Origin of the sequence: Kangiella shandongensis (genome assembly GCF_020005365.1) — a bacterium.
Classification (GTDB): domain Bacteria; phylum Pseudomonadota; class Gammaproteobacteria; order Enterobacterales; family Kangiellaceae; genus Kangiella; species Kangiella shandongensis.
In genome coordinates this window covers 26,654-52,409 of the sequence record NZ_JACNML010000012.1, presented here as the reverse complement: position 1 = coordinate 52,409, position 25,756 = coordinate 26,654, and the positions used below count along the sequence as shown (strand labels likewise).

Sequence of the window (25,756 nt, the reverse complement as noted above, 5' to 3'; positions counted from 1 at the left end):
CAAAACGCTACAAGCCGATACAATCCGTTACAGGCTATCCCAGTAAGGCGGCTCCCCAAAATACTCGCTTAGGAAGTCAATAAAGCTACGGACTTTGCTTGATAAGTAGCGGCGGTGAGCATAAAGCGCGTACAGCCCAAGAGGCTCGGGCTCATAATCCGGCAGAATAATAGACAGCTTGCCTTGTGCAATAGCTGATCCAACGATAAAGGTCGGCTGGACTACAATGCCGGCCCCAGCGACTGCTGCTTTCGCCAGGACCTCACCATTATTGGCAACAATATGCCGCTGCTCTTTTAGTGATGGGAATGCCTTTTGCATGCCACCGATTAATGGCTCTGAGCTGTCCCGATAACTGTAATGAAGGTAACGATGCTGCGCTAACTCATCCGGTGTGGCAGGAGTACCGTACTGTTTTAAATAGTCAGGCGACGCGCAAGTCACGAGCCGTATTGGGGCAATTTTTTTTGCGATCAATGAAGAACTGCTTAAACGACCGACCCGTAAGGCTAAATCAAAGCCTTCTTCTACGATATCGACTTTACGATCATTCAGCTGCAGGTCAATCTGAACATCACTATATTCGTTTTGGAAATCAGCTAAAGCTTGGCCTAAATGCAGTGTCGCAAAAGACATTGGTGCACTAATTCTTAATAAGCCGCCAGGTCTTCTATCTTCTTCCTGCATGGATTGCTCCAGCTCTTCTATATCCCACAAGATTTGCCTCGAACGATCGTAGTAAGCTCTCCCCACTTCCGTTACAGCAACTGTCCGTGTCGTTCTCTGCAACAATCGTAAACTCAGCTCTTTTTCCAGTGCAGAAACATATTTGCTGACGAGCTGGGGTGAAGTTTCCAACTTTTCCGCAGCAGCAGTAAAGGAACCTTCATCCACAACCGTAATAAAGGCTTTCATCAAATTGAGCTTATTCATAATCAACAAATCATTGATAATAATTCAACAAAACTACCATTTATCAACAAAATATTAAAGCGTAAAGTATCACCATCAACACAACTTAGTATTAACCGATTTAGGAGAGTTCACATGAGCAACTTAATGAATAAACTGATTCCAGCCTCAAACAGCTGGGCACCACTGTTTATCCGCCTACCGCTTGGTATCATCTTGATGGCCCACGGTTCACAAAAGTTATTTGGCTGGTTCGGCGGCTATGGCTTAGAAGGTACAGGACAGTGGATGGCCAGCGTAGGCTTCGAGCCAGGTTACTTAATGGCTTTACTCGCCGGTAGCGCTGAATTTTTTGGTGGCTTAGCACTATTTGTCGGACTTTTAACTCGTCCAGCAGCGGTCATTACCGCCTTTACCATGCTGGTGGCCATGACCGTCCACATCGGTAATGGACTATTCGTCAGTAACAATGGCTATGAGTTTGCCTTGATGCTATTAGCAACATCAGTCTCATTGGCAGTATCAGGTGCTGGTCAACTATCTATCGATAAAACCATAGCTAAAAAATTCACACAGCAATAATCTGGTTATCCGCTGGCAACTCGCCAGCGGAAACTGCAATGCAAACGACAGGTTAAAGCCCATGACTTACCCACTAACCATGCCAGCGCTGTTTTTATCTCATGGCTCACCGATGTTAGCGGTTGAAAATAATTCCACCACGCAATTTTTCCAGTCACTTGGTGACAATTTGAATAAGCCCAGGGCGATTATTGTCCTCTCTGCACATTTTGATTTAGCGGATTCCGTGCAGATCACCAGCAGCAACAGCTTAGAAACCATTCATGACTTCTATGGTTTTGCGGAAGAACTCTACCAGCTGCAATACCCTGCTCATGGTGCGCCGATACTATCTCAACAAATCGCAGACACTTTGCTGAGAGATGAACTTAATGTAAGTCTTAATCTCAAGAGAGGTTTAGACCATGGCGCCTGGATACCCCTAATGTGGCTTTATCCCGAAGCCGATATCCCTGTCATTCAAATGTCCATCGACAGTACACGAGGTACGCACTATCACTATCGTCTGGGTCAAGAACTGAAACATCTAAGACAGCAAGGGGTTTTACTAATCGGTTCAGGCGGAATTACACACAACTTACGAGCCTTCTTTACGGCATCATCAGATTCAAGCTATGGCGCTAAAGCAGAGGCCTTCAGTGAATGGATTGCGCAACAATTATCCTTGGGTCAGCATGACAATTTACTCAACTACAAACAGTTAGCTCCGCACGCGAATTTTAACCATCCAACGGCCGAGCATCTGTATCCCTTATTTGTTACGCTTGGCGCTACCGAAATGGATGAGCCAATCAAGCGGATTCATCAGGCTATGGATCACCAGGTTCTAAGTCTGGATGCCTATCAATTTGGTTAACCTATTGAATTTACTTAAAAGCGCTCCAGACCACGAAACCAATCAATACCAGGATAGCCACGATAGATAACCATTGACCATTTTTGTTCCGCTTTTGCACGGCAGACTGACGAGGCGCCTGGTTAGCATGATAGGTGCCATGATATTGCGGTGGCTGACCAGCTTCATGAGCACTTGGTTGTGGGTTGATATTTTGCTCACTCACGGTACCTTGATGCAGGTCATGGGTTACATGAGAGGTTACCTTGTCATGCTCAATAACGTTATCAAACCTCCCTGCTCTCATGTCTTTCATGGAGTTAAAGACATTTTTGGCCTCTTCCGGCAGCTCATCAAAACTACTGTACTCTTTTCCATTAAAACTATAGTTTTCAGTCCTGCTTGCTTCGTCGGAAAAAAGATCCTGTGATAACAGATCTTCTATCAGCGCTTTCTCTTCTTCAGGTATATCCTCATAGTTGTCGTAACTTTTACCATTGATGTTGTAATTGGTAGAAGATGTTTTATAAACCGTCTTATTAAAACTCATTAACTACTTCCTATTTGTTGTTATTTTTCACTTCTTGCTCAAGATAATCCCTGATAGCCAGTTCATTAACATAAAGTTTTTTCAGCGTTGCTTTTCCTTCTAAAACACTCACCTCAGCATAAACATTGTCAACTTCGTCTCGCTGGCGTCGCCATACTGCCTTTTCAATCTGTGGTGCCGTATCTTCCGACGCATAGTAGCGATTAAATGGTAGCCGCACATAATAACCACGGTCCAGGCTGCCCCAACTGACTTCAGCCTTGATAAAATCTTTATTTTGCGGCTCTTCCAAAACAAGTTGGCTAATTTGTGCGAAGCCATCTTTGTCTTCGCTCAGCACAGCATAAACCCAATCTCCTTTTCTGAGGTATTCAGAAGTCGCAATTGGATCCGTATTGGCTTCAAATCGTAATGTTACATAGTGCCCGCGAAAGGGGTCCAGCGGATCGATGGGCCTGGTTTTGAATTTATAAACGACACCTTCTGACAGGACCGTGCGCTGCTCATAAATCATATAAGCGGGCACTGCCAACTGAATGATAAACAGTATTAAAACAAGTGGTTTAGTCAACTTCATACCTGGCTCTCCTTAGCTAGTTGCTTTTTCTGAAACCAAATATTGGTTGCGATAAAGGCCGCACCCACCGCAATAAAGATGATCCCTTTTGCCACGAACGGAATGTCGCTATCAAAATAACGGAACAAGACCAGAAAGCTAAACCAGACCAGCCCACCATTGAGTAACATGAGACGAGTCTTTTGTATGCCCTGGAACATCAACAACACGGACCCAATAAGAATATAGAGATTCGACAGGACAACGAAAATATGTTCACCAGTATTAAAATAGAAGCCGATAATACCGAGTATGACAAAGACAAAACTGGATAAGGCTATCCAATTTGGGGCACTCAACTGGCTGGCATGACGAACAACAAACAAAATAACCGTTAAGATACACAGCACAAAGAAGCCAAGAATCATATATTCATTGAACGTCATCGGTGACTCAACCTGCCACAGATCGGAAGGTAAGGTTCTGCCATACCAGGTAAACATTAAGCTGACAAAACCAATCAGGATGACGCCGAGACTGACCGGAGCATTAACCCAGAACTTTTGACAATTAAAACCCAGACACCAGTAACCTAGCGCGTAGAAAGTACAGCCTAATGCCAGAGTAATATAAATACTCCAGTGATCGAGTGGCGATGCATAGTAAGCACTACCGTAAACAATAGAAATCAGTAAACCAATACAAGTAAACCACAGAGACCAGGGCAACAGTATTCGGCTTTGTTCGCGGTACAGCTGATACAGATGTGGCGCCAACACGGCGTAGAATAGCCAATAGGGTTCGCGCTCTAAAGCACATAACCATAATATTACAGCACTAATGAGTATCAAGGTTGTAGCTGAACGTAGAAGATAAACAATAGGCAAACCGAGTAATAACCAGACGACCAGAAAGCGCTCCAGGTCGCCATAGATGTGATAGGTCTGGCTAATCAGGGAAATACTGGCACCAATGGCAAAGAACAATAGCACCCCGCCAGATTCGCGTAGCGCCAATGATTTGGGTTTATATTGCAGGCCATACCAGCATAAAGCTTGCGCCAGTACTAAAGGCAAAAATGATAGGACTGTACGTGTCGCCTTACCAAAATCTTCCCAGTTATGGGCCAGCAACAGAATAATACCGCCACCGATCAGTAAAGCTCCTAAAGAAATGAGTAGAACATTGCTCCAGCTGTATCGTTGCTCAGCTGCTGTAACCCCTTCGACCTGATAACGCTCCATGAGCTGTTGTTGGGTTTGAGAGTCTATGATTCCTTCGTCTTTCCAACAACTGGCTTCGTCCTGCAGCCATTGAAATTGCTGCTTAGATATCCTTTTTTGATTTAGATTAGCGCCCATTGAACCTCCTGTAATTTGCAATCAACTATACACTATCTTGCAAAAAGTTCATATATCACTGATTTATCACCAGTTATACCAGCTATATGTTCTATTTAACAAACAAATCTAAATGCGAATCAATCTTATTTACTTTATATTTTAATAGGAGTATCATGCGCCTGAAATTCTGAATGGATTAACAGGTAACAACAATGAAAACATCAATTGGCTTTAGCATTGCAGTAATCGCCAGCAGCGTTTCGCTTGGCTTACAGGCTCAGCAAAATCAGATCGAGATTGATGACACTGTAGTGGTCGTCGGCTCGCGAACACCAACTAAAATCAGCGACATCCCAGGTTCGGTATGGGTTGTCGACCGAAATGCTATTGAGCAGCAACTTGAGACAGGAGCTGATTTAAAGACCATGCTGGGTAAGCTGGTTCCAGGTCTGGATCTGGCACCTCAGGGGCGCACCAATTATGGGCAAAACTTACGTGGCCGCAGTGTTCAGGTACTGATCAACGGTGTATCACTGAATAACTCTCGCGGACTGTCGCGTCAATTTGACTCAATCGATCCGTTTAACGTTGAACGTATCGAAGTGATGTCAGGAGCCAGCAGCTTGTACGGAGGCGGCGCAACTGGCGGAATTATCAATATCATCACCAAAAAAGGCTCTACCGGCGGTGTTGAATTCACGACCCAGCTCGGTGCTTCCAGCGGATTCAATAGCGGCGACGACAAGAGTAAACGCTTTAAACACTCGATCAGCGATGGCAACGATGACGTACAGGCTTATTTGGGACTGGCCTATGAAGAAAATGGTCGTTTTTACGATGGTAACGGCGATGAAATATTTCCCGACATCACCCAAACCGATCTACAGGACAACCGCACCGTTGATATTCTTGGCTCCGTCGACATCAAGCTAACAGAAGAGCAAACTCTGGAACTGGGCGCACAAATATACCGCTCGAATTATACTGGTGAGCGCGGCTTATACTTCCCTAATATTAATGCCGTACCCGTAGGAAGTTTACAGGGTGCGGAGATCCGTGACGGCTTCCGTTCAGACCGCGCCCCAGCAACCGATCGCGAAATGCTGAATGTACAATATCATCATGGCGATCTATTGGGTCAGGACTTTTATCTGCAAGCCTTCCATCGGAATGAAGAATCAAGTTTTAGTGCCTTCCCTCGCCCACGTATCATGCCAATGCAAGGACGTTATGCCATCGAGTTTGGCACATCGAAACAGAACACACAGCTAAGCGGATTAAAAGCACTATTCGATACAGCAGTAAGTGAATCAACACACCTGACCTATGGCCTCGATCATGACAGTGAAGACTTTGATGCCGATCAAATGTTCTTTGATCTGGAAACCACCGATGCCACCGGCGGCCTGATACAGAACGAATCACGTCTAGAGCCACGCTACCCAAGTTATGGTGTTGATGGTTTATCTGGTTTCGTGCAAGCAGACTGGACATTGACCGACAACTGGAAACTTTCTGCCGGAGTACGTCAACAACGCATGGATGTTGATGTCGAGGACTTTGAAAAGTTCAGCTATGATCAGTTCGGGCAACGCGTGAGCGTTTTAATTCCTGGTGGTAGTAACGATTATGACGCCACCTTATTTAACGCCAGCGTGCTGTATGACTTCGGCCAACACCAGACCTGGTTCCGTTTCAGCCAGGGCTTCGAATTACCGGATCCAGCGAAATATTACGGTAAGAGCCCAGCCGTTAATGTTAACGACAACCCGCTAAGTGCCGTTGAAACTGATCAGGGGGAATTCGGCTGGCGCTTCATGGGCGAAAACTGGCAGGCGCAAACGTCCATTTATTACGCCTGGTCGGATAAAGCGGTAGTTAACGACTCGAACTTAAACGTGGTCGTCGTCGATAATAAAACTCGCGACTTTGGATTCGAAGGTGCAGTAACGCGTTACTTTGAGCATGGCTTCCAGTCTGGCGCAACACTACACTGGGTGCGTTCTGAACAGGAAGACGCTGATGGTGACTGGCAGAAACGTGATGTCCGTTATGCCTCACTGTCTTCCGCGACAGCTTTCCTCGGCTGGACGAATTACGATTACTCGGCTCACCTTCAGGCTAATCATGCATTCGATGCTGACGACGCTACCGATCGTGAAATTGATGGTTATACTACCCTTGATTTGACGCTCAACGCTCAAACCAATGTAGGCAAGTTCAGCTTAGGTATTACCAACCTATTAAATAAACAATACTCTACGGTTTGGGGGCAACGTGCTACGGCATTCTACTCCCCTGCTTATGGTCCAGAGTATCTGTTTAACTTCCAGGGACGTGGTCGTACTTATACTCTGAATTGGACAGCAACCTACTAAACTAGTCCTAAAGCGCTAAACTAATCATGGTTTAGCGCTTTTTTTTAAAACTCTCTGCATAAGCCAGCCAGTTTCGCTACAATCAAGACATATCAATGATAAAGGAAGCTGGGATGTGGTTTATATTCTTTGCCTCAACGGTAATTATTTCTCTGTGCGTCTTAATTCACTATGAAATGCTATACCGCCTGTCTAAAGTTAATAAATGGCTTAAAATCCCCGGGCGCTACCGTGTCACCATGAGTGTTTTAATGGCTATCTTAGCCCACACTGTGGAAATATGGTTGTTTGGAGTCGGTTATTACTTAATTACCGACTTAGACGGCTTAAATCAACTGGTCGATGCACAAGGTAACCTCATTACCGGCTTTTTTAACTGCCTGTACTTTTCTTTCGCTACCTACACCAGTTTAGGCTATGGTGATATTGTGCCGGAAGGACCGATTCAGTTTATGGCAGGAACCGAAGCTCTGATAGGGTTAGTGTTTATCGCCTGGAGTGCATCCTTTCTTTATCTGGAAATGCAGAAACACTGGAAAAATATCGATTAAAAAAAAGCCCAGCAAATGCTGAGCTTTAATCTCTTGTACCAGAGATAGAACTATTAGCCGAAGTTTTTCGCCGCAAAGTCCCAGTTCACTAGTTCCCAGAAGTTTTTCAAATACTCTGGGCGAGCGTTACGATAGTCAACGTAGTAAGCGTGTTCCCAAACGTCAACTGTCAATAAAGGAGTAACGCCAGCATCAGTGATTGGTGTATCAGCGTTGCTTGTGTTCACAATTTCAAGTGCGCCAGAAGCATTTTTCACTAACCAAGTCCAACCTGAACCAAAGTTACCCGCAGCGCTTGCTGTGAATTTTTCTTTGAAGTCTGCGAAAGAACCAAACGCCGAGTTAATCGCGTCAGCAAGTGCACCCGATGGCTCACCACCACCGTTCGGGCTTAGGCTGTTCCAGTAGAAAGTGTGGTTCCAAACTTGTGCAGCATTGTTGAACACACCGCCTTCTGAAGTACGAATAATATCTTCAAGTTCTTTACCTTCAAAGTCAGTACCTTCAATCATCTTATTCAAGTTTGTCACGTAAGCGTTGTGGTGCTTACCGTAGTGATAATTGATCGTTTCTTCTGAGATGTGCGGTGCTAAAGCATCACGCTCATAAGGTAATGCAGGTAATTCAATTGCCATGATTATCTCCTGATTCATTCACGCTATAAATATATTAAAGGCCGTATTTTAGCACGTTCATATAAACGACCCAATAGAATATAAGTATCAGACAATTAAGCGATTGTATATTTGAGTACTCGGCCAAACTTTGACATTTAACCTCATTCGCTTATTATCAGGTGAACTAATAAATTCTATAAGACATTCTATGAATACTCTTGTTTTGATCTGTGCCTTTATTATGGGTTTCTCCATCATGACCGTGGAGCTGCTTGGCGGCAAAATTCTTTCTCCATACTTTGGCGGTAGTGTCTATGTCTGGGGCAGTATCATTACGGTGTTCATGCTGGCCTTATCGGTCGGTTATCTGTTCGGTGGTAAGTTATCACTTAACGAACCCAATACCCGAAAGTACGGTATGATTTTTATTATTGCGGCAATAACCATACTGCCCCTGGTGCTTGGGCACGAAGCCATCTCCGACTGGATATTCATGCTGATCGAAGATCCTCGTTACGGCTCACTGGTTGCTTCAATTATTCTGTTTTTGTTACCAACAACGATTATGGGCATGATAGCTCCCTACTCGGTTCGCCTGCTGGTGGCGAACGCTGAAAGCAGTGGTCAAACCGCAGGTTTTTTATATTTTGTGTCAACGCTCGGCAGTGCCCTTGGCACCATCATGACTTCATTCTACCTGGTGTTGTGGTTCGAAATTGATCACATTTTGTACGGCGTTGCTTCCGTCCTGGCCGTAGTCGGTATAGTATCAGTACTATTCCCTAAACCTTTGCCTAAAGCGGAGTTAGTCAATGAATAGCATATTACGTCTAAGTGTTGCCCTACTGCTTATCAGTTTTGCTTTCATGCCGAGCAGCGGTAACGCCAAACTTCTGGAAGAAGAACGTTCGCTCTATCAAAACGTCTATGTCGTGCAGGAAAACGGATATATTTGTATGCGCTTCCGTAAAAAAAAACATAACGATCTCAGTCAATCCTGTATCTATGACGATGGTTCTAAGCAACTCGTTTTTGATTATTATAAACTCGCTATGAGCGCGACTTTTTTCCTTAATGAACCCAAGGATATTCTCGTTGTAGGCCTTGGCGGTGGCGTCCTGGTCAACCATTATAAGGAACTGTATCCAAACGCTAATATCACCTCCGTAGAAATTGATCCTGTTGTCACTGAGATGGCAAAAAAATACTTCAACTACACAGACGACGGAGCCCAGTACAAGACTCACGTTCGAGATGGCCGTGTTTTTGTCAAACGTGCTCAACGCAAAGATCAACGTTACGACTTTATTTTGCTGGACGCTTTCAACAGCGACTATATTCCAGAGCATATGATGACTAAAGAGTATCTGGAAGAAGTGAAGAGCATTCTAAAACCTGGCGGCATCATTATGGCTAATACTTTTAGCTCCAGTGCCCTCTTCCACCACGAATCAGAGACCTACCACCAAGTGTTTGGTGAGCTTTATCAGGTTAGCTTTAAAGACGAAAAAACTAACCGCGTCATTGTCGTGAGCAATGAAAAACTGCCCCAAAAACGTTCTTTACTAAAAAGGGCCAATGAATACAAAGGACTGATGATGCAATACGGCGTTGACACCCTGAAAGTATTCGATGCCATCAGTAATGATATTAACTGGGACACCAGCGCCAAAATCCTGACCGATCAATATTCACCCGCTAACTTATTGAAAAATTAGGGCTGTCACCCCTCTGGCGGCCGTTTGTCGTCACCGCCGAGGGCCTTTTTATGGATAATTTCTCCTGAAACAGCAACAAGGAGCTAACAATGATAGTAAAGAAACTACGCGAAAAGAAACAATGGTCACAAGAGCAATTATCCACACTCAGTGGGCTCAGTATTCGTACCATTCAACGTATCGAAAGTGGTAATCGCGCCAGTTTAGAATCATTGAAATCTCTCGCTGCTGTTTTCGAAACTGATATCGAAACATTACAACAGGAGATTATCGTGATAGACAAAACAACTGAAGAATGGAAAGCTCAGCCATGGTGGTTACGTTTCAACCTGTTTGGTATTCGCAGCCGTAAGCATTTACTTTTTACTGAAACGATCTGCTTATTCTTAGGAGTAGTTTTTTGGTTCGGCGGCCTATTCTTTAAACCGGAACTGCTCCCGTTTGCCCCAGCGTTGTTTATTAGCGCCTACATCAGCGCCTGGACCATACGTAGGGGCGATCAAGATAAAATCTGGTAACCCCAACCCCCTTCACCGATACAAAAAAAGGCGCCTCAACGGCGCCTTTTTGCAACCAATTTACTATTTATTAAAATAAGGATTTTTATTTCTAGGCGAGGCGTAGCAAAGTTTTAATTAACGAGTTTACACATAGTAAATGAGGCCAATTAAAATCTTTGCTACAACAAAGCATAGGGGTAAAAAGACTATTTTTTCAAAGCTTGGTCAAGATCTTCGAGAATATCGTCTATATCTTCAACACCGACAGATAAGCGCACCAGGTTATCCAGAATACCAATCTCCTGACGCACTTCGTATGGCACCGAGGCATGAGTCATGATCGCAGGGTGGTTAGATAAACTCTCGATCCCGCCTAAACTTTCGGCCAGCGTAAAGATTTTCAGTTTCTTCATAAACTCATGTGAGTTTTTCGCTGCCTGCTCAGGTGTTTCACCTTTGACCAACACAGAGACCATACCGCTAAAGCCCTTCATCTGGCTTTTGGCCAGCTCATGCTGCGGGTGTGAGTCCAAACCAGGGTAATAGACTTTATCGATTTGAGGATGGTTACTCAGAAACTCAGCTACTTTCTGACCATTCTCATTATGTTGACGCATACGCAATGCAAGTGTCTTCAGACCACGCAATGCTAAATAACTGTCAAATGGCCCCTGAATAGCACCCGCAGAGTTGTGCAGGAATGCCATTTGTTCACGCAACTCATCGTTATCGCCAACCACGGCCACGCCACCGACGATATCCGAGTGTCCATTCAGATACTTGGTCGCTGAGTGCATCACGATATCAAAACCAAAGCCCAGTGGCTGCTGATTATACGGCGTGGCAAAGGTGTTATCCGCTATCGCAATCAAATTATGCTTTTTAGCAAAATCTGCGATGGCTTTCATGTCGACCATTTTCAACATTGGGTTCGTCGGACTTTCCACCCAAATCATTTTGGTGTTTGGTTTCAGCGATTTTTCCAAATTATCCAGGTTGGATAAATCGACAAAACTGAAATCAAGGTTTGCCGTACGCTTACGTACTTTATCGAATAAACGGAAGGTACCGCCATACAAATCATCCATCGCAATGATATGCGAACCGGCATCCAGTAGTTCAAGAATGGTACTGGTTGCCGCCATACCTGAGGCAAAGGCATAGCCCTGCTTACCACCTTCTAAGTCAGCTATACAGCGCTCATAGGCCATACGCGTTGGGTTCTGGCTGCGCGAATATTCATAGCCCGTGTGCTCACCCGGTGCCGGTTGGGCATAAGTTGAAGTGGTAAAGATTGGTGGCATCACCGCGCCCGTGATAGGTTCTGGCTTTTGACCAGCATGGATCACGCGGCTGGCAAACTTTAATTTCTTGTCTGACATAAAATACCTGTTGGTTATATCGATTTAAGCTGTAATGAGCAGATTCATATAACATCGAGTCATTACAGCTAATTTCAAGGGATGAGCAGATTAAAAATCAGGACGATCTTTCTTCGCCAGATCTTTCTGGTACTGTTTTACCTTTCGGAACAACGAAAAGACCTGTTTATGGAATGGAATCATACATAAGACGCCAATCACCATAATAACCCAGGGATAATGCGGCCAACTGATATGCTCCGCTAAGATCCCGGTATTTTTTTCATTGATCAGGTAAATTTCATAACCGGCAAAAACGACCAGAGCCATACCAATAATATCCAATAACAACCACCAGATGGAAATATTGGCCGTAGGCGGTGTCGGTTGCTTTTTATCAGTCATGACAGAAAACCTTTTTCTTTCATCCACTCATCATTATACATCTTCGATAAGTAGCGATTACCGGTATCACAGACAAGCGTGACGACGTTCTTTGGCTCAGTCTGATCCTGACAGTATTTTAGCGCCGCTGCAACCAAGGTTCCTGTTGATGAGCCGCCCATAACCGATTCTTTTAACATCAGTTCACGAGCAGTATTCAAAGATTCTTTATCGGTTACGGTATAAGCCTTGGTAAACAAACTCATATCACAAATATCAGGAATAAAATCTTCACCAATGCCTTCGATGACCCAGCTACCCGCTTCCGACATTTCACCCGTTTCATGGTAGTGAGTCAGAATAGAGCCGTCAGGATCAGCTAATACAATGTCGATATCCGGGTTCTTTTCCTTCATAAAGCGGCCGATCCCGGTGACAGTTCCGCCTGAGCCAACACCGATAACCACAGCATCAACTTTACCGTCCAGCTGCTCCCAGATTTCAGGGGCAGTTGTGGTGTAGTGTGCCTCGATATTCGCTGGGTTAGAAAACTGGTTAATGAAGTACCAACCATTTTCTTCTGACAGACGCTTAGCGACGTCTTGATAATACTCTGGATGGCCTTTGCCAACGTCTGAGCGAGTTCGCATCACTTCAGCACCAAAAGCACGCAGGTTATATTCTTTTTCCATGCTCATTTTATCTGGCATGACGATTTTCAGCTTATAACCTTTCTGCGCAGCGACCATGGCTAAGCCTAAGCCAGTATTACCGGCAGTCGCTTCAATCAGAGTGTCGCCTGGCTTAATCAGTCCTTCCTTTTCAGCCGTTTCAACCATGGTAATAGCAATACGATCCTTGATTGACGCGCCAGGATTTTGTGATTCAAGCTTACCAAATAGCTGACACTTACCCGTATCCATCTTTTGAAACTTCACCATCGGCGTGTGACCGACCATCTCAAGAATATTGTTATAAACCTTCATACCGTCTCGATATAACCTAACCTTATATAATGTTGGCGCTACTTTAACACATTAGAAAGCAAAACCTAATCGCAATCTTGACGCTGCCCCGATCTGATCCAACCAGTGGTTTCTGAAGTGACATCCTTATATCCATAAAGCATACTAATCGCCTATTTAGAATCAGATAAAAATATTACAATGCTTGACCGCGCCAGTGTCATCGACCAGAACTTCTTAATCTCCCTGAAAACAGCAAAATTCCCGAGTAAAGTCAGCAACATACAAGCAGGTGTTACGCAGCTGTCACCACAAGAGTTTGTGCAGCTGTTTGAGTCACAAGTTATCAGTCGTCACCTCGATCTGCGAGCTCGAATTTTAAAAGATCAGGGTATTGGCTTTTACACTATCGGTAGTAGTGGTCACGAAGGGAACGCCGCTTTAGGTAAAGTTTTCCGTCATACCGACATGGCCTTTCTACACTATCGCTCAGGCGCGCTGATGGCCGAGCGCTCGAGAAAAATCCATAACGTCGATCCGGTTCAGGAGCAGATATTGTCGCTGGTGGCAGCAAAAGACGATCCGATTTCTCAAGGCCGCCATAAAGTCTTTGGCTCAACCAAACTATTTGTACCACCGCAAACCAGTACCATCGCCTCACACCTGCCGAAAGCTATGGGTGCCGCCTGGTCACTGGGTAAAACTCAGCACACAGATTTTGATGCAGAAATACCATCAGACAGTGTGATCCTGTGTAACTTTGGTGATGCCAGCTTTAACCATGCCACATCACAATCAGCTTTTAATGCAGCTCAATACCTGGCTTACAAAGGCGAGCCATTGCCGCTGGTCTATATTTGTGAAGACAATGGTATTGGTATTTCCGTTTCGACTCCAGACAACTGGATCGAGAATAACGTAAAAAATCGTCAAAGTATCGAGTACATTCAATGCAACGGTTTACATTTGCCTGATGTCTATCTGGCGGCACAGGAAGCCGAAGAAATTGCACGTTATGAGCGCCGCCCTGTATTCCTACACATGAAGACTATTCGCCTGATGGGGCATGCCGGTAACGATACCGAAAGTATGTATCACAGTATTGAGCACATCGAAGCGACCGAAGCGCAGGATCCGCTGTTACACTCAGCCCGTCTGGCCATTGAAGCCGGTTATTTATCCACCGACGACATACTGACGCTGTATGAAAGTACCCGTGACAAGGTCGAGAAAACCGCTGAAGCAGCTATTAAGTTGCCGAAACTCAGCAGTGCCGAAGAAGTCTGTGCCTCCATCGCACCCGAGCTTCCAGCTAAAGAAAAACCAGCGCTACCCACATTAAGCAAACGTCACGAATTGTTCGATATCGGCCGCCAGTTTAAATTCCTCGACAAACCACGCAGTATGGCGCAGCTTATCAACTACGCGCTTACGGATCTGATGGCACAGTACCCGAAGATCATGATGTTTGGTGAAGATGTGGGTAAAAAAGGCGGTGTTTACAGCGTATCCACCAATTTGCAGAAACGTTTTGGTGATGATCGTGTATTCGACACCATGCTGGATGAAACCAGTATTTTAGGTAATGCCATCGGCGCCGCTCATCTCGGTTATTTACCCATTCCGGAAATTCAGTTCCTGGCCTATACCCATAACGCGGTTGACCAAATTCGAGGCGAGGCCTCAACACTCTCCTTCTTCTCCAACAACCAGTTCACCAACCCAATGGTCATCCGAATTGCTGGTCTTGCTTACCAGAAAGGCTTCGGCGGTCACTTTCATAACGACAATAGCATTGCTTTCTTACGGGAAATTCCCGGTGTGATTTTAGCTTGCCCATCTCATGGACGAGATGCCTCTATGATGCTGCGCGAAGCAGTCCGACTGGCTGACGAGCAAAAACGAGTGGTGGTCTTCCTTGAGCCAATTGCTCTGTATCACGCCAAAGACCTGCACGAAGCAGGTGATAACGGTTGGTTAGGCGTTTACCCTGAGCCACATGAAACCGTCGCCTTTGGTGAGCCCGCGGTTTATCCAGGCGAAGGCAAAAAAGCCAGCAAGACTCTGGTGATTAGCTATGGTAACGGTCACTACCTGTCACAACAGGCTCAGAAGCTCCTAAAGGATAAATACAAGACTACTGTCGATGTTATGGATATTCGCTGGCTGGCGCCTTTGAATCATGAGGGCATCGCAGAGATTGCTAAGCATTATGCAAACGTTTTGGTGGTCGATGAATGCCGTAAAACAGGTTCCTTAAGCGAAGAGCTGATCACAGGTCTAGTCGAGAACCTTGATAAATTACCGAACATTAAGCGCATTACAGGCCACGATACATTTATTCCTATTGGTACCTCTTGGCAATATGTATTACCGAGTAAAGAAAATATCGTCGAAGCCGTGCTTAATCTATAAACTTATAAAACCTAGAAAAGAAAAGCCGCAACTTAGTATTGCGGCGGTTCTTATGGTTACTGTTTACCAGTAAAATTTTGCGTACTGTACTCAGAATACGGAAGCTTCATCAAAGTTCCGGTGCGCTTAACGTAATCGACGAACGACTGCGCATAATCCAGATAAGTATCTTCAACCCGCCCGTCTTCTGAAATAGTACCAAAAGTGACATAACCGTCTTTACCCGAAGCGATAAAGTCATTGGTGACGACTTTATAGGTTGCAGATAAATCGATAGCCGTCCATTCCGTTTCACCTTTCAGTTTAACCTCAAGGTTACTGATACGACTTCCCATGGCCTGATTTAAATCCACGTCAAAGCGTAAACCAGATGCGTAAGGGTAAGCACCAGTGGAGCCGCCCGGAGTTGTTGCGTAATCGACCGCCTCTTCCAGAACCTGTTTAATTTCTTCGCCAGTCATATCGAGGTTAACCAGCGTATTTGCAAACGGCAACAAGGTATAAGCCGTACCAACCGTAATATCACCCGCTGGAACATCGATGCGAACCCCGCCACCGTTTTGAATCGCAATATCAGCCTCGATACTTTGCTCTTTAAAAGCAAGAGCTACAATATTGGAAATATCACTGCCATGCATAGCAGTTTCGGAAACATCGCATAAGGCGCTTTTACCCTGTCCCGGTACTCGCTCCAGACATAAGTTTTCTGCCGCCGCCCCAATAACCTGTTGCGTCAAGCTATCTACCTGGCTGGCAAAATTCTCTAACGTTTGAGTAGCGGCCAGATCCGGTTCCACTATCGAGATTTGAGGGGTGGCATCAATAATATCGATCACCTGTTGTCGCTCAGTGCCTTCAAGCTCAACATCGTTCTGCACCAGACTGTCGCCAATCAACAGGTGTGGTGTACCGTCACAGGACTTAATATTACCGTCCCCGTCAAACACCACGTCCAGTTCACCGACAACGTTTGAGTACTCCCAGGCCTGAACAATACACACAGTATTACCATCTAGATCCGCTTCCACCGTCGGGTAATCGCCACCGGTATTCAAACCGAAACCGGTGAAATCCCCCAATAGCGTATGAGAGTCACCACCAACAATAACATCCACACCCGACAAGCTCTTAGCTAACTCTATGTCGTTCTGATATTGGTAATGAGTCATGACAACAATTTTATTCACGCCCATTTCTTGCAGCTCATCAATATATTGCTGAGCAGTCGCCTGTTCATCAAGAAATTCCGTGGTCTCATCCGGGCTCGATGAGTTCTTTGTTTTATCGGCAATATCGATACCGATAATACCGACCCTTTCACCACCAAACTCTTTAATGGTATAAGGCTTAAAATAGTCGGTAGCCGAATTAGGAGCTAAAGCAGAAACGCCGACTTCCGGAACCACGTTCGCAGCAAGTACAGCGGTATCACAGACTGGTGTACTTAAGTAATCCAGAAATGTCTTAAGCCCCTCATCACCAGCGTCAAATTCATGGTTACCTAAGGAGAATGCATCGAAACAGACCTGATTCATCAAGCTTGCATCTGCTTCACCGGCAAATAGGGTATAAAACAAATCACCAGTAATCGCATCACCGGCATGCAGCTTCAGGCTATTATCCTTAGCAGCCGTTAGCTCCTTAATTTTAGCAACCACGCGTGGAAAGCCACCCATATCAACATCCGTGCTAACCCCACTAAACTCAAGCGCTCCTGAGTTTGCATCTAAGTGGGAATGGTGATCATTGATGTGCACAATACCCAGTGAAAAATCAGGCTTTTCACTGCCCACGTATTCGTTCTTGTCATCGTCCGAATCAAAAGGGCAGCCTGCCAAAACCACAGACGAGGTAACAAGGCTCGCCAGCAATACTCTTTTATTCATAATAAAACCTCATGTAAATTCAGGGCTCTATCATCAAAGAAAAATATGACGAACAGGTTAACGCTCGAAGTCAATTTTAAGAATATTACTTAGCTGTAGTCATATATTTACAGTCACCTATGGCGCTTTATCGCTTGATTCACAAAGGAATTCACTATATTTTGGTGTCATTTATAATAATCAAAAGGACAGTTTATGAACAACAATTCATTACCTCCGCCGGTGGTTCCAGCTGAGCGTAGCTTGACCGAAATAACGGTTAAAGCACTAATACTCGGTGCTTTACTGTCGATGATTTTAGCGGCAGCCAACGCTTACATTGGCCTTCTAGTGGGTTTAACCGTCTCCGCATCCATTCCTGCAGCAGCTGTATCCATGGGGGTTTTACGGCTGTTCAGACGTTCCACCATTTTAGAAAATAATATGGTTCAAACCGCCGCCTCCGCCGGCGAGTCTCTGGTCGCCGGTATCATCTTTACCATTCCGGCATTAGTAATGATGAATGCCTGGACCGGTTATGAGTACGGCCCCATGGTTGCCATTGCCATTTTGGGTGGTGTGCTCGGTGTGGCTTTCACCATTCCGCTTCGACGTGCGCTAATCGTCGAAGCCAAGCTTAAGTTCCCGGAAGGCGTTGCTACTGCGGAAGTACTTAAAACGGGTGGTATTGAAACCGATAAAGATCACCCAGAGCATGTACACAACGAAGAAGCGGCCAAAGGTTTTAAAATGTTACTGGTAGCGGCGGGACTGGGGGGCATATTCAAAGTACTGGAGCAAGTGATCGGTGTTCTCTCAAGCGGTGTTTCGACCATTAAGAGTTTGCTTTCTGGTAAGTATTTGTTCATGGGCAATATCACACTGAGTCCAGCGCTGATTGGTGTCGGTTACATTGTCGGCCTGAATATCGCTTCTCTCGTGTTCATCGGTGGCGTCATTGGTACCTTAATCGGCGTCCCGCTTAACTGGGTATTTAACTCAGAAGCTTTAATGCAAACCGTAGGCATTCCTGCCGGAACTCCGATGTCAGAGTTTACTGACGGTCAATGGAGTGCTCTGGCTAGCGAAGCATGGCAGAACTGCCGACGTATCGGTGTTGGCGCCATGATGGTCGGCGGTGTCTGGTCGTTGATTAGCCTGGCTAGGCCACTGTGGAATGGTGTGAAAACGAGCCTGAGGGCTTATAAAGCGACCAGAAGTGGCGAAGGACAAAAAGTCCTGCGTACAGATTTCGACACCCCAATTAACTTCGTTGGAATCTTGGTATTAATTGCCATTGTTCCCCTCTTCTTTATTTTCTATAACGCTTTAGGTGATTACGAAGATAAACTGATGATCGCCAGCATTATGACCGTCTTGATGCTAGTGTTTGGCTTTATTTTTGCCTCAGTAGCAGGTTATATGGCCGGTCTGGTCGGTAGCTCTAACAACCCAATTTCTGGTGTCACCATTGCGACAGTTATCGTATCGGCCTTGATCCTATTACAGCTAATGGGTAATCAGGGTATGGCTGCAACGCTCGGCCCTGTCGCCGTAATTTTCCTCGCCGGCATGATCTGCTCTTCAGCAGCGATTGCGGGTGATAATATGCAGGACCTGAAGTGTGGTAATGTCCTTGGCGCTACGCCCTGGCGCCAGCAGATCTTCCAGGTCGTTGGTGTGGTTGCGGCGGCTCTGGTCATCCCATTTGTGTTAAACATTCTGGATCAAGGTTATGGTATTGGCCGTCCAAGCCCGATTAACCCCGATGCTACACCGCTATCTGCGCCACAGGCTGGCTTAATGCGTGATCTTTCCACAGGTATTTTCGGTGCAGGCATCGAATGGAACTTTATCTTTATCGGCTTTGCCTTAGCCATTGTCTTAATCATTCTTGACAAGATCCAGGAAAAACGGGGTTCAGAAATTCGTTTCCCAATCCTTGCGGTAGCGGTTGGTATCTATCTACCGCTGGGACTTTCAGTGCCCATTTTTGTTGGTGGTGTCATTGCCCATATCGTTAAGAAAAAGACAGCCAAGCAGAGCGAAGAAACTCGCAAAAAACGCGAAGGTACTGGTTTGCTTATCGCATCCGGTTTAATTACCGGTGAAGCCCTATTAGGTGTACTTGTAGCGATTGCGGCAGTCGTCTGGCAAGGAGCTTTTCCCTTAATGGGAGAGTCTTTCGTGACCCAACTACTCGGTCTGGCAGGTTTGATCTTTGTCTGCCTGTACTTATACCGTAAAACGATGAAAACAAAATAATCCACTCTAAGAGGCTCATATCGAGCCTCTTTTTTTTGTCCACTCCCCTGCTCGTCCTGGCCTTGAATTTACTACCGGAGTCCCAATACCTATTAATATTGCTCCTTAGTAGGGACACCCTATGCTACCTCTTATTATCTTTTTGCTTTTCTGTGCCTTACTTATTGTATGGATAGCAACAGCCAACCGACGCAAACAAAAAAAGCGTCAAGCGATTAGCAATCAGCCATTTCCCAAAGAATGGCGCCAAATCCTACGCAATAACTTAAGTTTCTTTTATAAGATCCCTTCAGACCTACAGTTACAGTTGAAAGATAAGATGAAAATTTTTCTTTCAGAAAAACAGTTCGTAGGTCACCAAGGGCAAGAAATCACAGACGAAGTTCGCGTCACAATTGCAGCCCAGGCCTGCTTATTACTATTAAATCGACCGACTGATTTCTACCCTTTCCTTAAAACCATTGCGGTCTACCCCGCTGCCTTTATCACCAACCGCGCCACACAGGATCATTCGGGAGTACAACAGCGCGACTCCCGAGTACTGCTTGGCGAGTCGTGGAACCGGGGGAAAGTCATCCTGTCCTGGCAAGATTCAGCCCATGGCGGAGCTGACTTTAACGATGGCCATAACTTGGTCATCCATGAATTTGCGCACCAGCTGGATGGTGAGTCCGGGGTTACTAATGGCGCACCACCGCTGAGCAAAGAGCACGACTATGATATCTGGGCCAATATCATGTCTCAGGAGTTTGAACAGCTTAGACAGCAAGCGCAACAAGGAAAGCGAACGTTAATCGATCGCTATGGCGCCACCAATCCGGCCGAATTTTTTGCTGTCGCCACCGAGGTGTTTTTTGAAAAACCTAAAGAACTGAAACAGTATCACCCAGAGCTTTATGCTCAGTTTACGCAATACTACGCCATCGATCCGTCAAGCTGGTCCTAACAAACTGAGTAACCGGACAAAGACATCATTACTTAAAAATTGATATAATTGCGCGGTTGGGCTAACTAAGGATAGCCCTGCAGCGACAAAAACGCTAATAACTTGTCTAGACAGGATATTCCCTTGTAGCCCGTAAACAGCTGTAAAGGAGAGTCTTATGAAAATTCAATCTAATTTAGCATTACTTGTTACCTCAACGGCACTCATGTGCTGCTTAAATATCAGTGATGCCAATCCAAATAAACGAATCGAGCAGGCACGCTCTGCAGCACCACCAACGGTTAGTAACAACGCTACCATCGTCGATAACGGTGAAGTTCTGGTTGAAGGTAACAATGGCTGGACCTGCATGCCTGATACCTTGCCAGGCGATAACGCCCCTATCTGTGTCGATCCGGTATGGCAGGAAATGATGCAGGCACTATCCAATAAAACGGAGTTTAGTACCGATCGTGTCGGTATTTCTTACATGCTGCAAGGCGATCAGGGAGCTGGGGTCAGTAACTCCGATCCATTCCATGAGAACCACAAAGAAGCCGACGACTATGTTGAGACCGGTCCTCACTTGATGATTATCGTGCCTAAAGAATATCTGCAAGGCATCACCGATGATCCAACCGAAGGCGGTCCCTATGTGATGTGGGGGGATACTCCTTACGCTCACATTATGGTTCCCGTAGCCGATGAAAAGTGATATCCCTATGCCCGCCGCTATCTGGCGGGCATAAAACTTCTGGCGAATCAATTGCCCACCGTCTCATCTTGTTACAAATTCAGACTACAGATATACCCGCCTCATGGATAAAATGCCCTACATGACATAGAGGGGGATTGATATCATGACTCGCAGTAAACTCACCACAATTTGGACTTTAGTACTCATTGTACTCTCTGTAGCGCTATTGACCGCTTGTACCACTATGACTCCGGATAGCGAGACCACTCCGGTAGTACAGGAAATCACTAAGAGCCACCTCGACGAGCGACAATACCAATATAAAAAACTTGATAATGGTTTAAAGGTTATCGTTGTATCGGATCCGGAAGCAGACAAAGCCGCGGCTTCACTTGATGTTCATATTGGCCATCTGGCAGATCCTAAAAACCGAGAGGGCTTATCCCATTACCTTGAGCATATGTTGTTTCTCGGTACCCAAAAATATCCTGAAGTTGGTGAGTATGGCGAGTTCATTTCCAAACATGGCGGCACTCATAATGCCGGAACGGGAATGGAGCACACCAGCTACTTTTTCCAGATTGACAATAATTATTTAGAACCTGCGCTCGACCGTTTTTCACGTTTTTTTATCGACCCTTTATTCGATCCAAAATACGTACAGAAAGAGCGAAATGCGGTTCATTCCGAGTACAAACTCAAGGTCAAAGACGATGCTCGTCGCTTGCATGAAGCCGTAAAGCAAACTGCCAATCAGGCACATCCAATGACACAGTTTTCAGTCGGAAACCTGTCTACCCTGTCCGACACTGAAACCAGTAACATTCTTGCCGATGTAAAAGCCCATCACAAAAAATATTACTCAGCTGGCATTATGTCATTGGTGGTTGTCGGTAACTATCCAACCGATCAACTAATGCGATGGGCTGAAAATAAATTTTCAGCTATCCCTAATAACGGTTACCAGCCGGATTACAGTAAGCGTCCAGAACCCTATTTAGAGTCACAGCAAGGCGTCAAGATTGGCGTCCAGACCTTAGAGAACAAGCGTTTCCTCGAGTTACGTTTTACTTTACCGGAAGCTACCCAATATTACAAAGAAAAGCCTGTGAACTACATTTCCGAACTGCTGACCTACCGTAGTGAAGGCTCGCTTTACGATTACTTAAAATCACAAGGTTATATTAAAAACCTTTACGACTACGTCTATGGGCCAGACGACTTTACCCGCTTTATGGTTAATATCGAGTTAACTAATAAAGGTTACGACAATGTAGACAAGGTTGTCGAAGCTTTTTTTGCGTACTTAAAGCTGCTTAAAGATGACGGTGTCAAACAATCAACCTTTGAGCAGATGAAGTTGATCAAAAACAATGACTTTGAATATCAAAGTAAAACACAACCGGCATATCTGGCACGAACACTGGCCGGTAACCTGCAGTATTACCCGGCTAAACATGCCTTGGACATCAGCCGTGTTTACGACAACTTTGACCCACAACTGATAAAACAGTTTTTAGCACAGTTAACCCCGCAGAACCTGCGCCTGGTAGTGTCTGCACCAGACATATCCTCGAAGACAAAAGAGGAGCGTTATGATGTGGCTTATACGATGCAACCGCTGACACAGGAGCAACTTCAGTCCTGGACTAATGTCAAAGTATACAAAGCGATGAGCCTGCCCGATGCCAACCCATATCTGGCCGAAGACCTGTCGCTGGTCGAGAAAGAAACGGCGATTACAGAGCCAAAGCTAGGCTATGAAAATAAAGGCATAAGAATCTGGTACGAAAATGAAAATGAATTTGGCCTGCCTAAAGCGGCTCTTAGCATGCGACTTTTCACCCCTGTTTTTTATGATAATGACGAGCTGAAAGTCATTCGTGATATTTTCGCCAATTACGTTACCGATCAACTTGCGACAGAGTCCTATGAAGCTGATATGGCTGGCCTCGACTTTGGACTATCGGCAAACTCTCGCGGCTTTAGTATTACGACTAAAGGCTATAGCCCCAAGCTACCACAATTACTTTACACTGTGCTCGATGAAATGATGAAGGAAGAGTTTACTAAGTCTGACTTTGAGCGTATTAAACTCAACATGATCCAAAACTACCAGAACAGCAAGTTTAAGCGCCCTATCAGTCAGGTGATTGCAGCTATCCGAAATGAAGTGGCGTTACAGTCAATATCCGATGATACCGCTCTTAACATCATTGAAAATATTGACTTCACTACTTTTTCTAAAAAGGCGAAAGAACTACTGAACAGGGTTCAGGTTGATAGCATTTACATCGGTAACATTTCCGCAGCGGATGTTAAACAACTAGGCGACTCACTCAACACCAAACTGGGGCAGCGCCTGCAAGACGACATAAAACCTGAAGCGGAAGTCATTGCTCTTAAGTCAGGCGAGCAGTTCATCCGTGAGGTAAGCGTTGACCATAATGACTCAAGTCTTGTCTGGACATTCCAGGGTAATGCAGAAGATGTAGAGCAGGAAGCTGCTTTTAGAATTCTCTCGCACCTGCTAAAGCACCGTTTTTATGATTCGCTGAGAACTCAACAGCAATACGGCTATATTGTTCAAATGTTTAACTTTAATTTTGATCAAACGCCTGGTCTTGGCCTCCTGATTCAATCACCGAAGGCACATCCTGCTGTTCTGATGCAGAAATTTGATGAGTTTATTCAAGACCAACCTGACTATTTATCCAGCCTCAGCCAGGAAGCTTATGACTCACAAGTCAAAGGGTTACTATCGAATCTGGATAAACGTCTTGATAACCTGTCACAAAAACTCGGAGAATTGTCGAAAGATTTGTATGACAATAAATATAAGTTTAATTCGAAAAAGCAGCTGATCGAAGCCGTTAAGGCAATGCCATTGTCGAAAGTGATTAATGTTTATAAGCAATTTGTTGCAGCGGACACACGTGCATCCATTGCCGCCTGGAATATTGGTCATCCCCATAAGAACGAAGCCAGCTACAAAGCTGATGGCTACAGGGTTTGTCGGGTGGATAATTGTGTCAGGCAATTAGCCGAATAATGCCAAACTGAAAAGAGCTCCCAGGGAGCTCTTTTTTATGTTGACGTTTTATACGTACTGTCCGCAGGCATGGCCGCAGGCCCAGGCCCATTGGAAGTTGTACCCGCCCAGATGCCCGGTTACGTCCAAAACTTCTCCAATAAAATATAAACCCTGCACTTTTTTTGCTTCAAAGGTTTTTGAAGAAACCTCATCGGTATCGATACCGCCCATCGTAACTTCGGCGGTACGGTAGCCTTCTGTTCCCGTAGGCTTAAGCTGCCAGTTCTGGCATTGCTCAGCGACAGCAGCCAACTGTTCATTCGACAGTTCAGCCAAAGGCTTTTGATAAAAATCAGTAAACCACAACTCACATAAACGATCAGCCAGCTTCTTGGTCAAAGTTTCCGACATTACGGCATTAACATGACTCTTAGGGTTCTTCTGCTGCTTTTCTTTAAGGTACTCAAATAAATCCCTATCAGGGAACAGATTAATCGCTACCGAATCGCCCGGCTGCCAATAGGATGAGATCTGTAATACGGATGGACCGCTCAGTCCGCGATGCGTAAACAGAATATTCTCTCGAAATGACTGACCATTACAGCTTACAAGCGAGTCGGCAGAGGTGCCGGATAGCCCTTCAAATTGCTCCAGTAAATGCGGCGTAAAAGTAAACGGCACTAAAGCAGCCGATGTCGGCAAGACCTTTAAGCCAAACTGTTTCGCAATATCATAGCCAAAGCCCGTAGCGCCCATGGTCGGGATTGATAAACCGCCCGTGGCAACCACCAATGACTGACACAGCCACTTGCCCTGACTGGTGGTTAATAAGAACCCATTATTCTGTTTTTCAACCTGATCCACGGAACAGTGAGTCCGCACCTCGACTCCAACATCAGCACATTCGGCCAATAGCATATTGACGATATCTTTGGCTTTATTATCACAGAACAGTTGCCCCAGCTTCTTTTCATGATAAGGAATGCCATGTTTTTCGACCAGACTGATAAAGTCCCACTGCGTATAACGGCTTAGAGCCGACTTACAGAAATGCTCATTCTCTGAAAGGAAATTAGCAGGCTCAGCATAATAATTGGTGAAATTACAGCGCCCGCCGCCTGACATAAGGATTTTCTTGCCTACTTTATTGGCATGATCCAGTACCGCAACCGACTTACCGCGGCTTCCAGCACTGATGGCACACATCAAGCCCGCGGCTCCGGCACCAATAATGACAACGTCTAATTTCTGCATGATTTAACTTGTGGGCAAATATTTCGAGCAGAATTCTACCATCTATGGC

22 protein-coding genes are annotated in these 25,756 nt (G+C 45.3%); 12 read left to right on the top strand and 10 right to left on the bottom strand.

The window, feature by feature from the left end; all coding sequences use genetic code 11:
- Positions 1-27: 27 nt before the first annotated feature.
- Complete coding sequence (locus tag H7708_RS12385; protein ID WP_223671177.1) at positions 28-933, bottom strand: LysR family transcriptional regulator; 906 nt, start codon at positions 931-933, stop codon at positions 28-30.
- 114 nt (positions 934-1,047) lie between these two features.
- On the opposite strand from H7708_RS12385, the gene H7708_RS12380 reads away from it, so the two are divergent.
- On the top strand, positions 1,048-1,494 hold the full coding sequence (locus H7708_RS12380) for a DoxX family protein (protein WP_223671176.1): 447 nt from the start codon (positions 1,048-1,050) through the stop codon (positions 1,492-1,494).
- Positions 1,495-1,555: 61 nt separating this feature from the next.
- Complete coding sequence (locus tag H7708_RS12375; RefSeq protein WP_223671175.1) at positions 1,556-2,350, top strand: dioxygenase family protein; 795 nt, start codon at positions 1,556-1,558, stop codon at positions 2,348-2,350.
- 10 nt (positions 2,351-2,360) lie between these two features.
- Here the strand turns inward: H7708_RS12375 and H7708_RS12370 are convergent, their stop codons facing one another.
- Genes H7708_RS12370 through H7708_RS12360 form a run of 3 tightly spaced genes read right to left on the bottom strand, consistent with a single transcriptional unit; the run spans position 2,361 to position 4,796 of the window.
- Positions 2,361-2,879, bottom strand: coding sequence for a hypothetical protein (locus H7708_RS12370; RefSeq protein WP_223671174.1), 519 nt, complete (start codon positions 2,877-2,879; stop codon positions 2,361-2,363).
- Positions 2,880-2,889: 10 nt separating this feature from the next.
- Positions 2,890-3,456 carry a GDYXXLXY domain-containing protein gene (locus tag H7708_RS12365; RefSeq protein WP_223671173.1) on the bottom strand — a complete coding sequence of 189 codons (567 nt, stop codon included), beginning with the start codon at positions 3,454-3,456 and terminating at the stop codon, positions 2,890-2,892.
- Positions 3,453-4,796: a DUF2157 domain-containing protein gene (locus tag H7708_RS12360; RefSeq protein WP_223671172.1), complete on the bottom strand. Its 1,344-nt coding sequence runs from the start codon at positions 4,794-4,796 to the stop codon at positions 3,453-3,455. The genes H7708_RS12365 and H7708_RS12360 overlap by 4 nt, the downstream gene beginning before the upstream one ends.
- A 194-nt stretch (positions 4,797-4,990) precedes the next feature.
- Here H7708_RS12360 and H7708_RS12355 point away from each other — a divergent pair, with 194 nt between their 5' ends.
- Entirely contained in the window at positions 4,991-7,156 is a 2,166-nt protein-coding gene (locus H7708_RS12355) for a TonB-dependent receptor (RefSeq protein ID WP_223671171.1), read from the top strand.
- 113 nt (positions 7,157-7,269) lie between these two features.
- Positions 7,270-7,707, top strand: coding sequence for a potassium channel family protein (locus tag H7708_RS12350; RefSeq protein WP_223671170.1), 438 nt, complete (start codon positions 7,270-7,272; stop codon positions 7,705-7,707).
- A 53-nt stretch (positions 7,708-7,760) separates the two neighbouring features.
- On the opposite strand, the gene sodB is transcribed toward H7708_RS12350, so the two are convergent.
- Entirely contained in the window at positions 7,761-8,342 is a 582-nt protein-coding gene (gene sodB, locus H7708_RS12345) for a superoxide dismutase [Fe] (protein WP_223671169.1), read from the bottom strand.
- Positions 8,343-8,532: 190 nt separating this feature from the next.
- Between sodB and H7708_RS12340 the strand changes: the two genes are divergently transcribed.
- The 3 genes from H7708_RS12340 to H7708_RS12330 all read left to right on the top strand — a co-directional run bounded on the left by H7708_RS12340 (position 8,533) and on the right by H7708_RS12330 (position 10,560).
- Positions 8,533-9,144, top strand: a complete 612-nt coding sequence (locus tag H7708_RS12340) for a fused MFS/spermidine synthase (protein ID WP_223671168.1) — start codon at positions 8,533-8,535, stop codon at positions 9,142-9,144.
- Positions 9,137-10,042, top strand: a complete 906-nt coding sequence (locus H7708_RS12335) for a spermidine synthase (protein WP_223671167.1) — start codon at positions 9,137-9,139, stop codon at positions 10,040-10,042. The genes H7708_RS12340 and H7708_RS12335 overlap by 8 nt, the downstream gene beginning before the upstream one ends.
- An 89-nt stretch (positions 10,043-10,131) precedes the next feature.
- Complete coding sequence (locus H7708_RS12330; RefSeq protein ID WP_223671166.1) at positions 10,132-10,560, top strand: helix-turn-helix domain-containing protein; 429 nt, start codon at positions 10,132-10,134, stop codon at positions 10,558-10,560.
- Between the two features lie 188 nt (positions 10,561-10,748).
- On the opposite strand, the gene H7708_RS12325 is transcribed toward H7708_RS12330, so the two are convergent.
- The 3 genes from H7708_RS12325 to H7708_RS12315 form a co-directional block, all read right to left on the bottom strand.
- Positions 10,749-11,924 carry a trans-sulfuration enzyme family protein gene (locus H7708_RS12325; protein ID WP_223671165.1) on the bottom strand — a complete coding sequence of 392 codons (1,176 nt, stop codon included), beginning with the start codon at positions 11,922-11,924 and terminating at the stop codon, positions 10,749-10,751.
- Between the two features lie 90 nt (positions 11,925-12,014).
- Positions 12,015-12,308 carry a hypothetical protein gene (locus H7708_RS12320; protein ID WP_223671164.1) on the bottom strand — a complete coding sequence of 98 codons (294 nt, stop codon included), beginning with the start codon at positions 12,306-12,308 and terminating at the stop codon, positions 12,015-12,017.
- Entirely contained in the window at positions 12,305-13,273 is a 969-nt protein-coding gene (locus H7708_RS12315) for a PLP-dependent cysteine synthase family protein (protein ID WP_223671163.1), read from the bottom strand. The genes H7708_RS12320 and H7708_RS12315 overlap by 4 nt, the downstream gene beginning before the upstream one ends.
- A 180-nt stretch (positions 13,274-13,453) precedes the next feature.
- On the opposite strand from H7708_RS12315, the gene H7708_RS12310 reads away from it, so the two are divergent.
- Positions 13,454-15,667, top strand: coding sequence for a thiamine pyrophosphate-dependent enzyme (locus tag H7708_RS12310; protein WP_223671162.1), 2,214 nt, complete (start codon positions 13,454-13,456; stop codon positions 15,665-15,667).
- A 56-nt stretch (positions 15,668-15,723) separates the two neighbouring features.
- On the opposite strand, the gene nadN is transcribed toward H7708_RS12310, so the two are convergent.
- Entirely contained in the window at positions 15,724-17,553 is a 1,830-nt protein-coding gene (gene nadN / locus H7708_RS12305; RefSeq protein WP_223671161.1) for an NAD nucleotidase, read from the bottom strand.
- Between the two features lie 195 nt (positions 17,554-17,748).
- Between nadN and H7708_RS12300 the strand changes: the two genes are divergently transcribed.
- The 4 genes from H7708_RS12300 (at position 17,749) to H7708_RS12285 (ending at position 24,471) form a co-directional block, all read left to right on the top strand.
- On the top strand, positions 17,749-19,797 hold the full coding sequence (locus H7708_RS12300) for an OPT family oligopeptide transporter (protein ID WP_223671160.1): 2,049 nt from the start codon (positions 17,749-17,751) through the stop codon (positions 19,795-19,797).
- A 121-nt stretch (positions 19,798-19,918) separates the two neighbouring features.
- Entirely contained in the window at positions 19,919-20,743 is an 825-nt protein-coding gene (locus H7708_RS12295) for a M90 family metallopeptidase (protein ID WP_223671159.1), read from the top strand.
- Positions 20,744-20,900: 157 nt separating this feature from the next.
- A complete protein-coding gene (locus H7708_RS12290) occupies positions 20,901-21,437 on the top strand; it encodes a hypothetical protein (RefSeq protein WP_223671158.1) in 537 nt (178 codons plus the stop codon).
- 145 nt (positions 21,438-21,582) lie between these two features.
- Positions 21,583-24,471 (top strand): insulinase family protein, encoded by a 2,889-nt coding sequence (locus H7708_RS12285; protein WP_223671157.1) that lies wholly within the window; start codon positions 21,583-21,585, stop codon positions 24,469-24,471.
- A 48-nt stretch (positions 24,472-24,519) separates the two neighbouring features.
- On the opposite strand, the gene H7708_RS12280 is transcribed toward H7708_RS12285, so the two are convergent.
- Positions 24,520-25,659, bottom strand: coding sequence for a BaiN/RdsA family NAD(P)/FAD-dependent oxidoreductase (locus H7708_RS12280; protein ID WP_407929745.1), 1,140 nt, complete (start codon positions 25,657-25,659; stop codon positions 24,520-24,522).
- Positions 25,660-25,756: the final 97 nt, after the last annotated feature.

Coding starts and splice junctions, on each gene's coding strand:
- H7708_RS12385 (WP_223671177.1), bottom strand. CDS start 933: ATGAATAAGCTCAATTTGATGAAAGCCTTTATTACGGTTGTGGATGAA.
- H7708_RS12380 (WP_223671176.1), top strand. CDS start 1,048: ATGAGCAACTTAATGAATAAACTGATTCCAGCCTCAAACAGCTGGGCA.
- H7708_RS12375 (WP_223671175.1), top strand. CDS start 1,556: ATGACTTACCCACTAACCATGCCAGCGCTGTTTTTATCTCATGGCTCA.
- H7708_RS12370 (WP_223671174.1), bottom strand. CDS start 2,879: ATGAGTTTTAATAAGACGGTTTATAAAACATCTTCTACCAATTACAAC.
- H7708_RS12365 (WP_223671173.1), bottom strand. CDS start 3,456: ATGAAGTTGACTAAACCACTTGTTTTAATACTGTTTATCATTCAGTTG.
- H7708_RS12360 (WP_223671172.1), bottom strand. CDS start 4,796: ATGGGCGCTAATCTAAATCAAAAAAGGATATCTAAGCAGCAATTTCAA.
- H7708_RS12355 (WP_223671171.1), top strand. CDS start 4,991: ATGAAAACATCAATTGGCTTTAGCATTGCAGTAATCGCCAGCAGCGTT.
- H7708_RS12350 (WP_223671170.1), top strand. CDS start 7,270: ATGTGGTTTATATTCTTTGCCTCAACGGTAATTATTTCTCTGTGCGTC.
- sodB (WP_223671169.1), bottom strand. CDS start 8,342: ATGGCAATTGAATTACCTGCATTACCTTATGAGCGTGATGCTTTAGCA.
- H7708_RS12340 (WP_223671168.1), top strand. CDS start 8,533: ATGAATACTCTTGTTTTGATCTGTGCCTTTATTATGGGTTTCTCCATC.
- H7708_RS12335 (WP_223671167.1), top strand. CDS start 9,137: ATGAATAGCATATTACGTCTAAGTGTTGCCCTACTGCTTATCAGTTTT.
- H7708_RS12330 (WP_223671166.1), top strand. CDS start 10,132: ATGATAGTAAAGAAACTACGCGAAAAGAAACAATGGTCACAAGAGCAA.
- H7708_RS12325 (WP_223671165.1), bottom strand. CDS start 11,924: ATGTCAGACAAGAAATTAAAGTTTGCCAGCCGCGTGATCCATGCTGGT.
- H7708_RS12320 (WP_223671164.1), bottom strand. CDS start 12,308: ATGACTGATAAAAAGCAACCGACACCGCCTACGGCCAATATTTCCATC.
- H7708_RS12315 (WP_223671163.1), bottom strand. CDS start 13,273: ATGAAGGTTTATAACAATATTCTTGAGATGGTCGGTCACACGCCGATG.
- H7708_RS12310 (WP_223671162.1), top strand. CDS start 13,454: ATGCTTGACCGCGCCAGTGTCATCGACCAGAACTTCTTAATCTCCCTG.
- nadN (WP_223671161.1), bottom strand. CDS start 17,553: ATGAATAAAAGAGTATTGCTGGCGAGCCTTGTTACCTCGTCTGTGGTT.
- H7708_RS12300 (WP_223671160.1), top strand. CDS start 17,749: ATGAACAACAATTCATTACCTCCGCCGGTGGTTCCAGCTGAGCGTAGC.
- H7708_RS12295 (WP_223671159.1), top strand. CDS start 19,919: ATGCTACCTCTTATTATCTTTTTGCTTTTCTGTGCCTTACTTATTGTA.
- H7708_RS12290 (WP_223671158.1), top strand. CDS start 20,901: ATGAAAATTCAATCTAATTTAGCATTACTTGTTACCTCAACGGCACTC.
- H7708_RS12285 (WP_223671157.1), top strand. CDS start 21,583: ATGACTCGCAGTAAACTCACCACAATTTGGACTTTAGTACTCATTGTA.
- H7708_RS12280 (WP_407929745.1), bottom strand. CDS start 25,659: ATGTGTGCCATCAGTGCTGGAAGCCGCGGTAAGTCGGTTGCGGTACTG.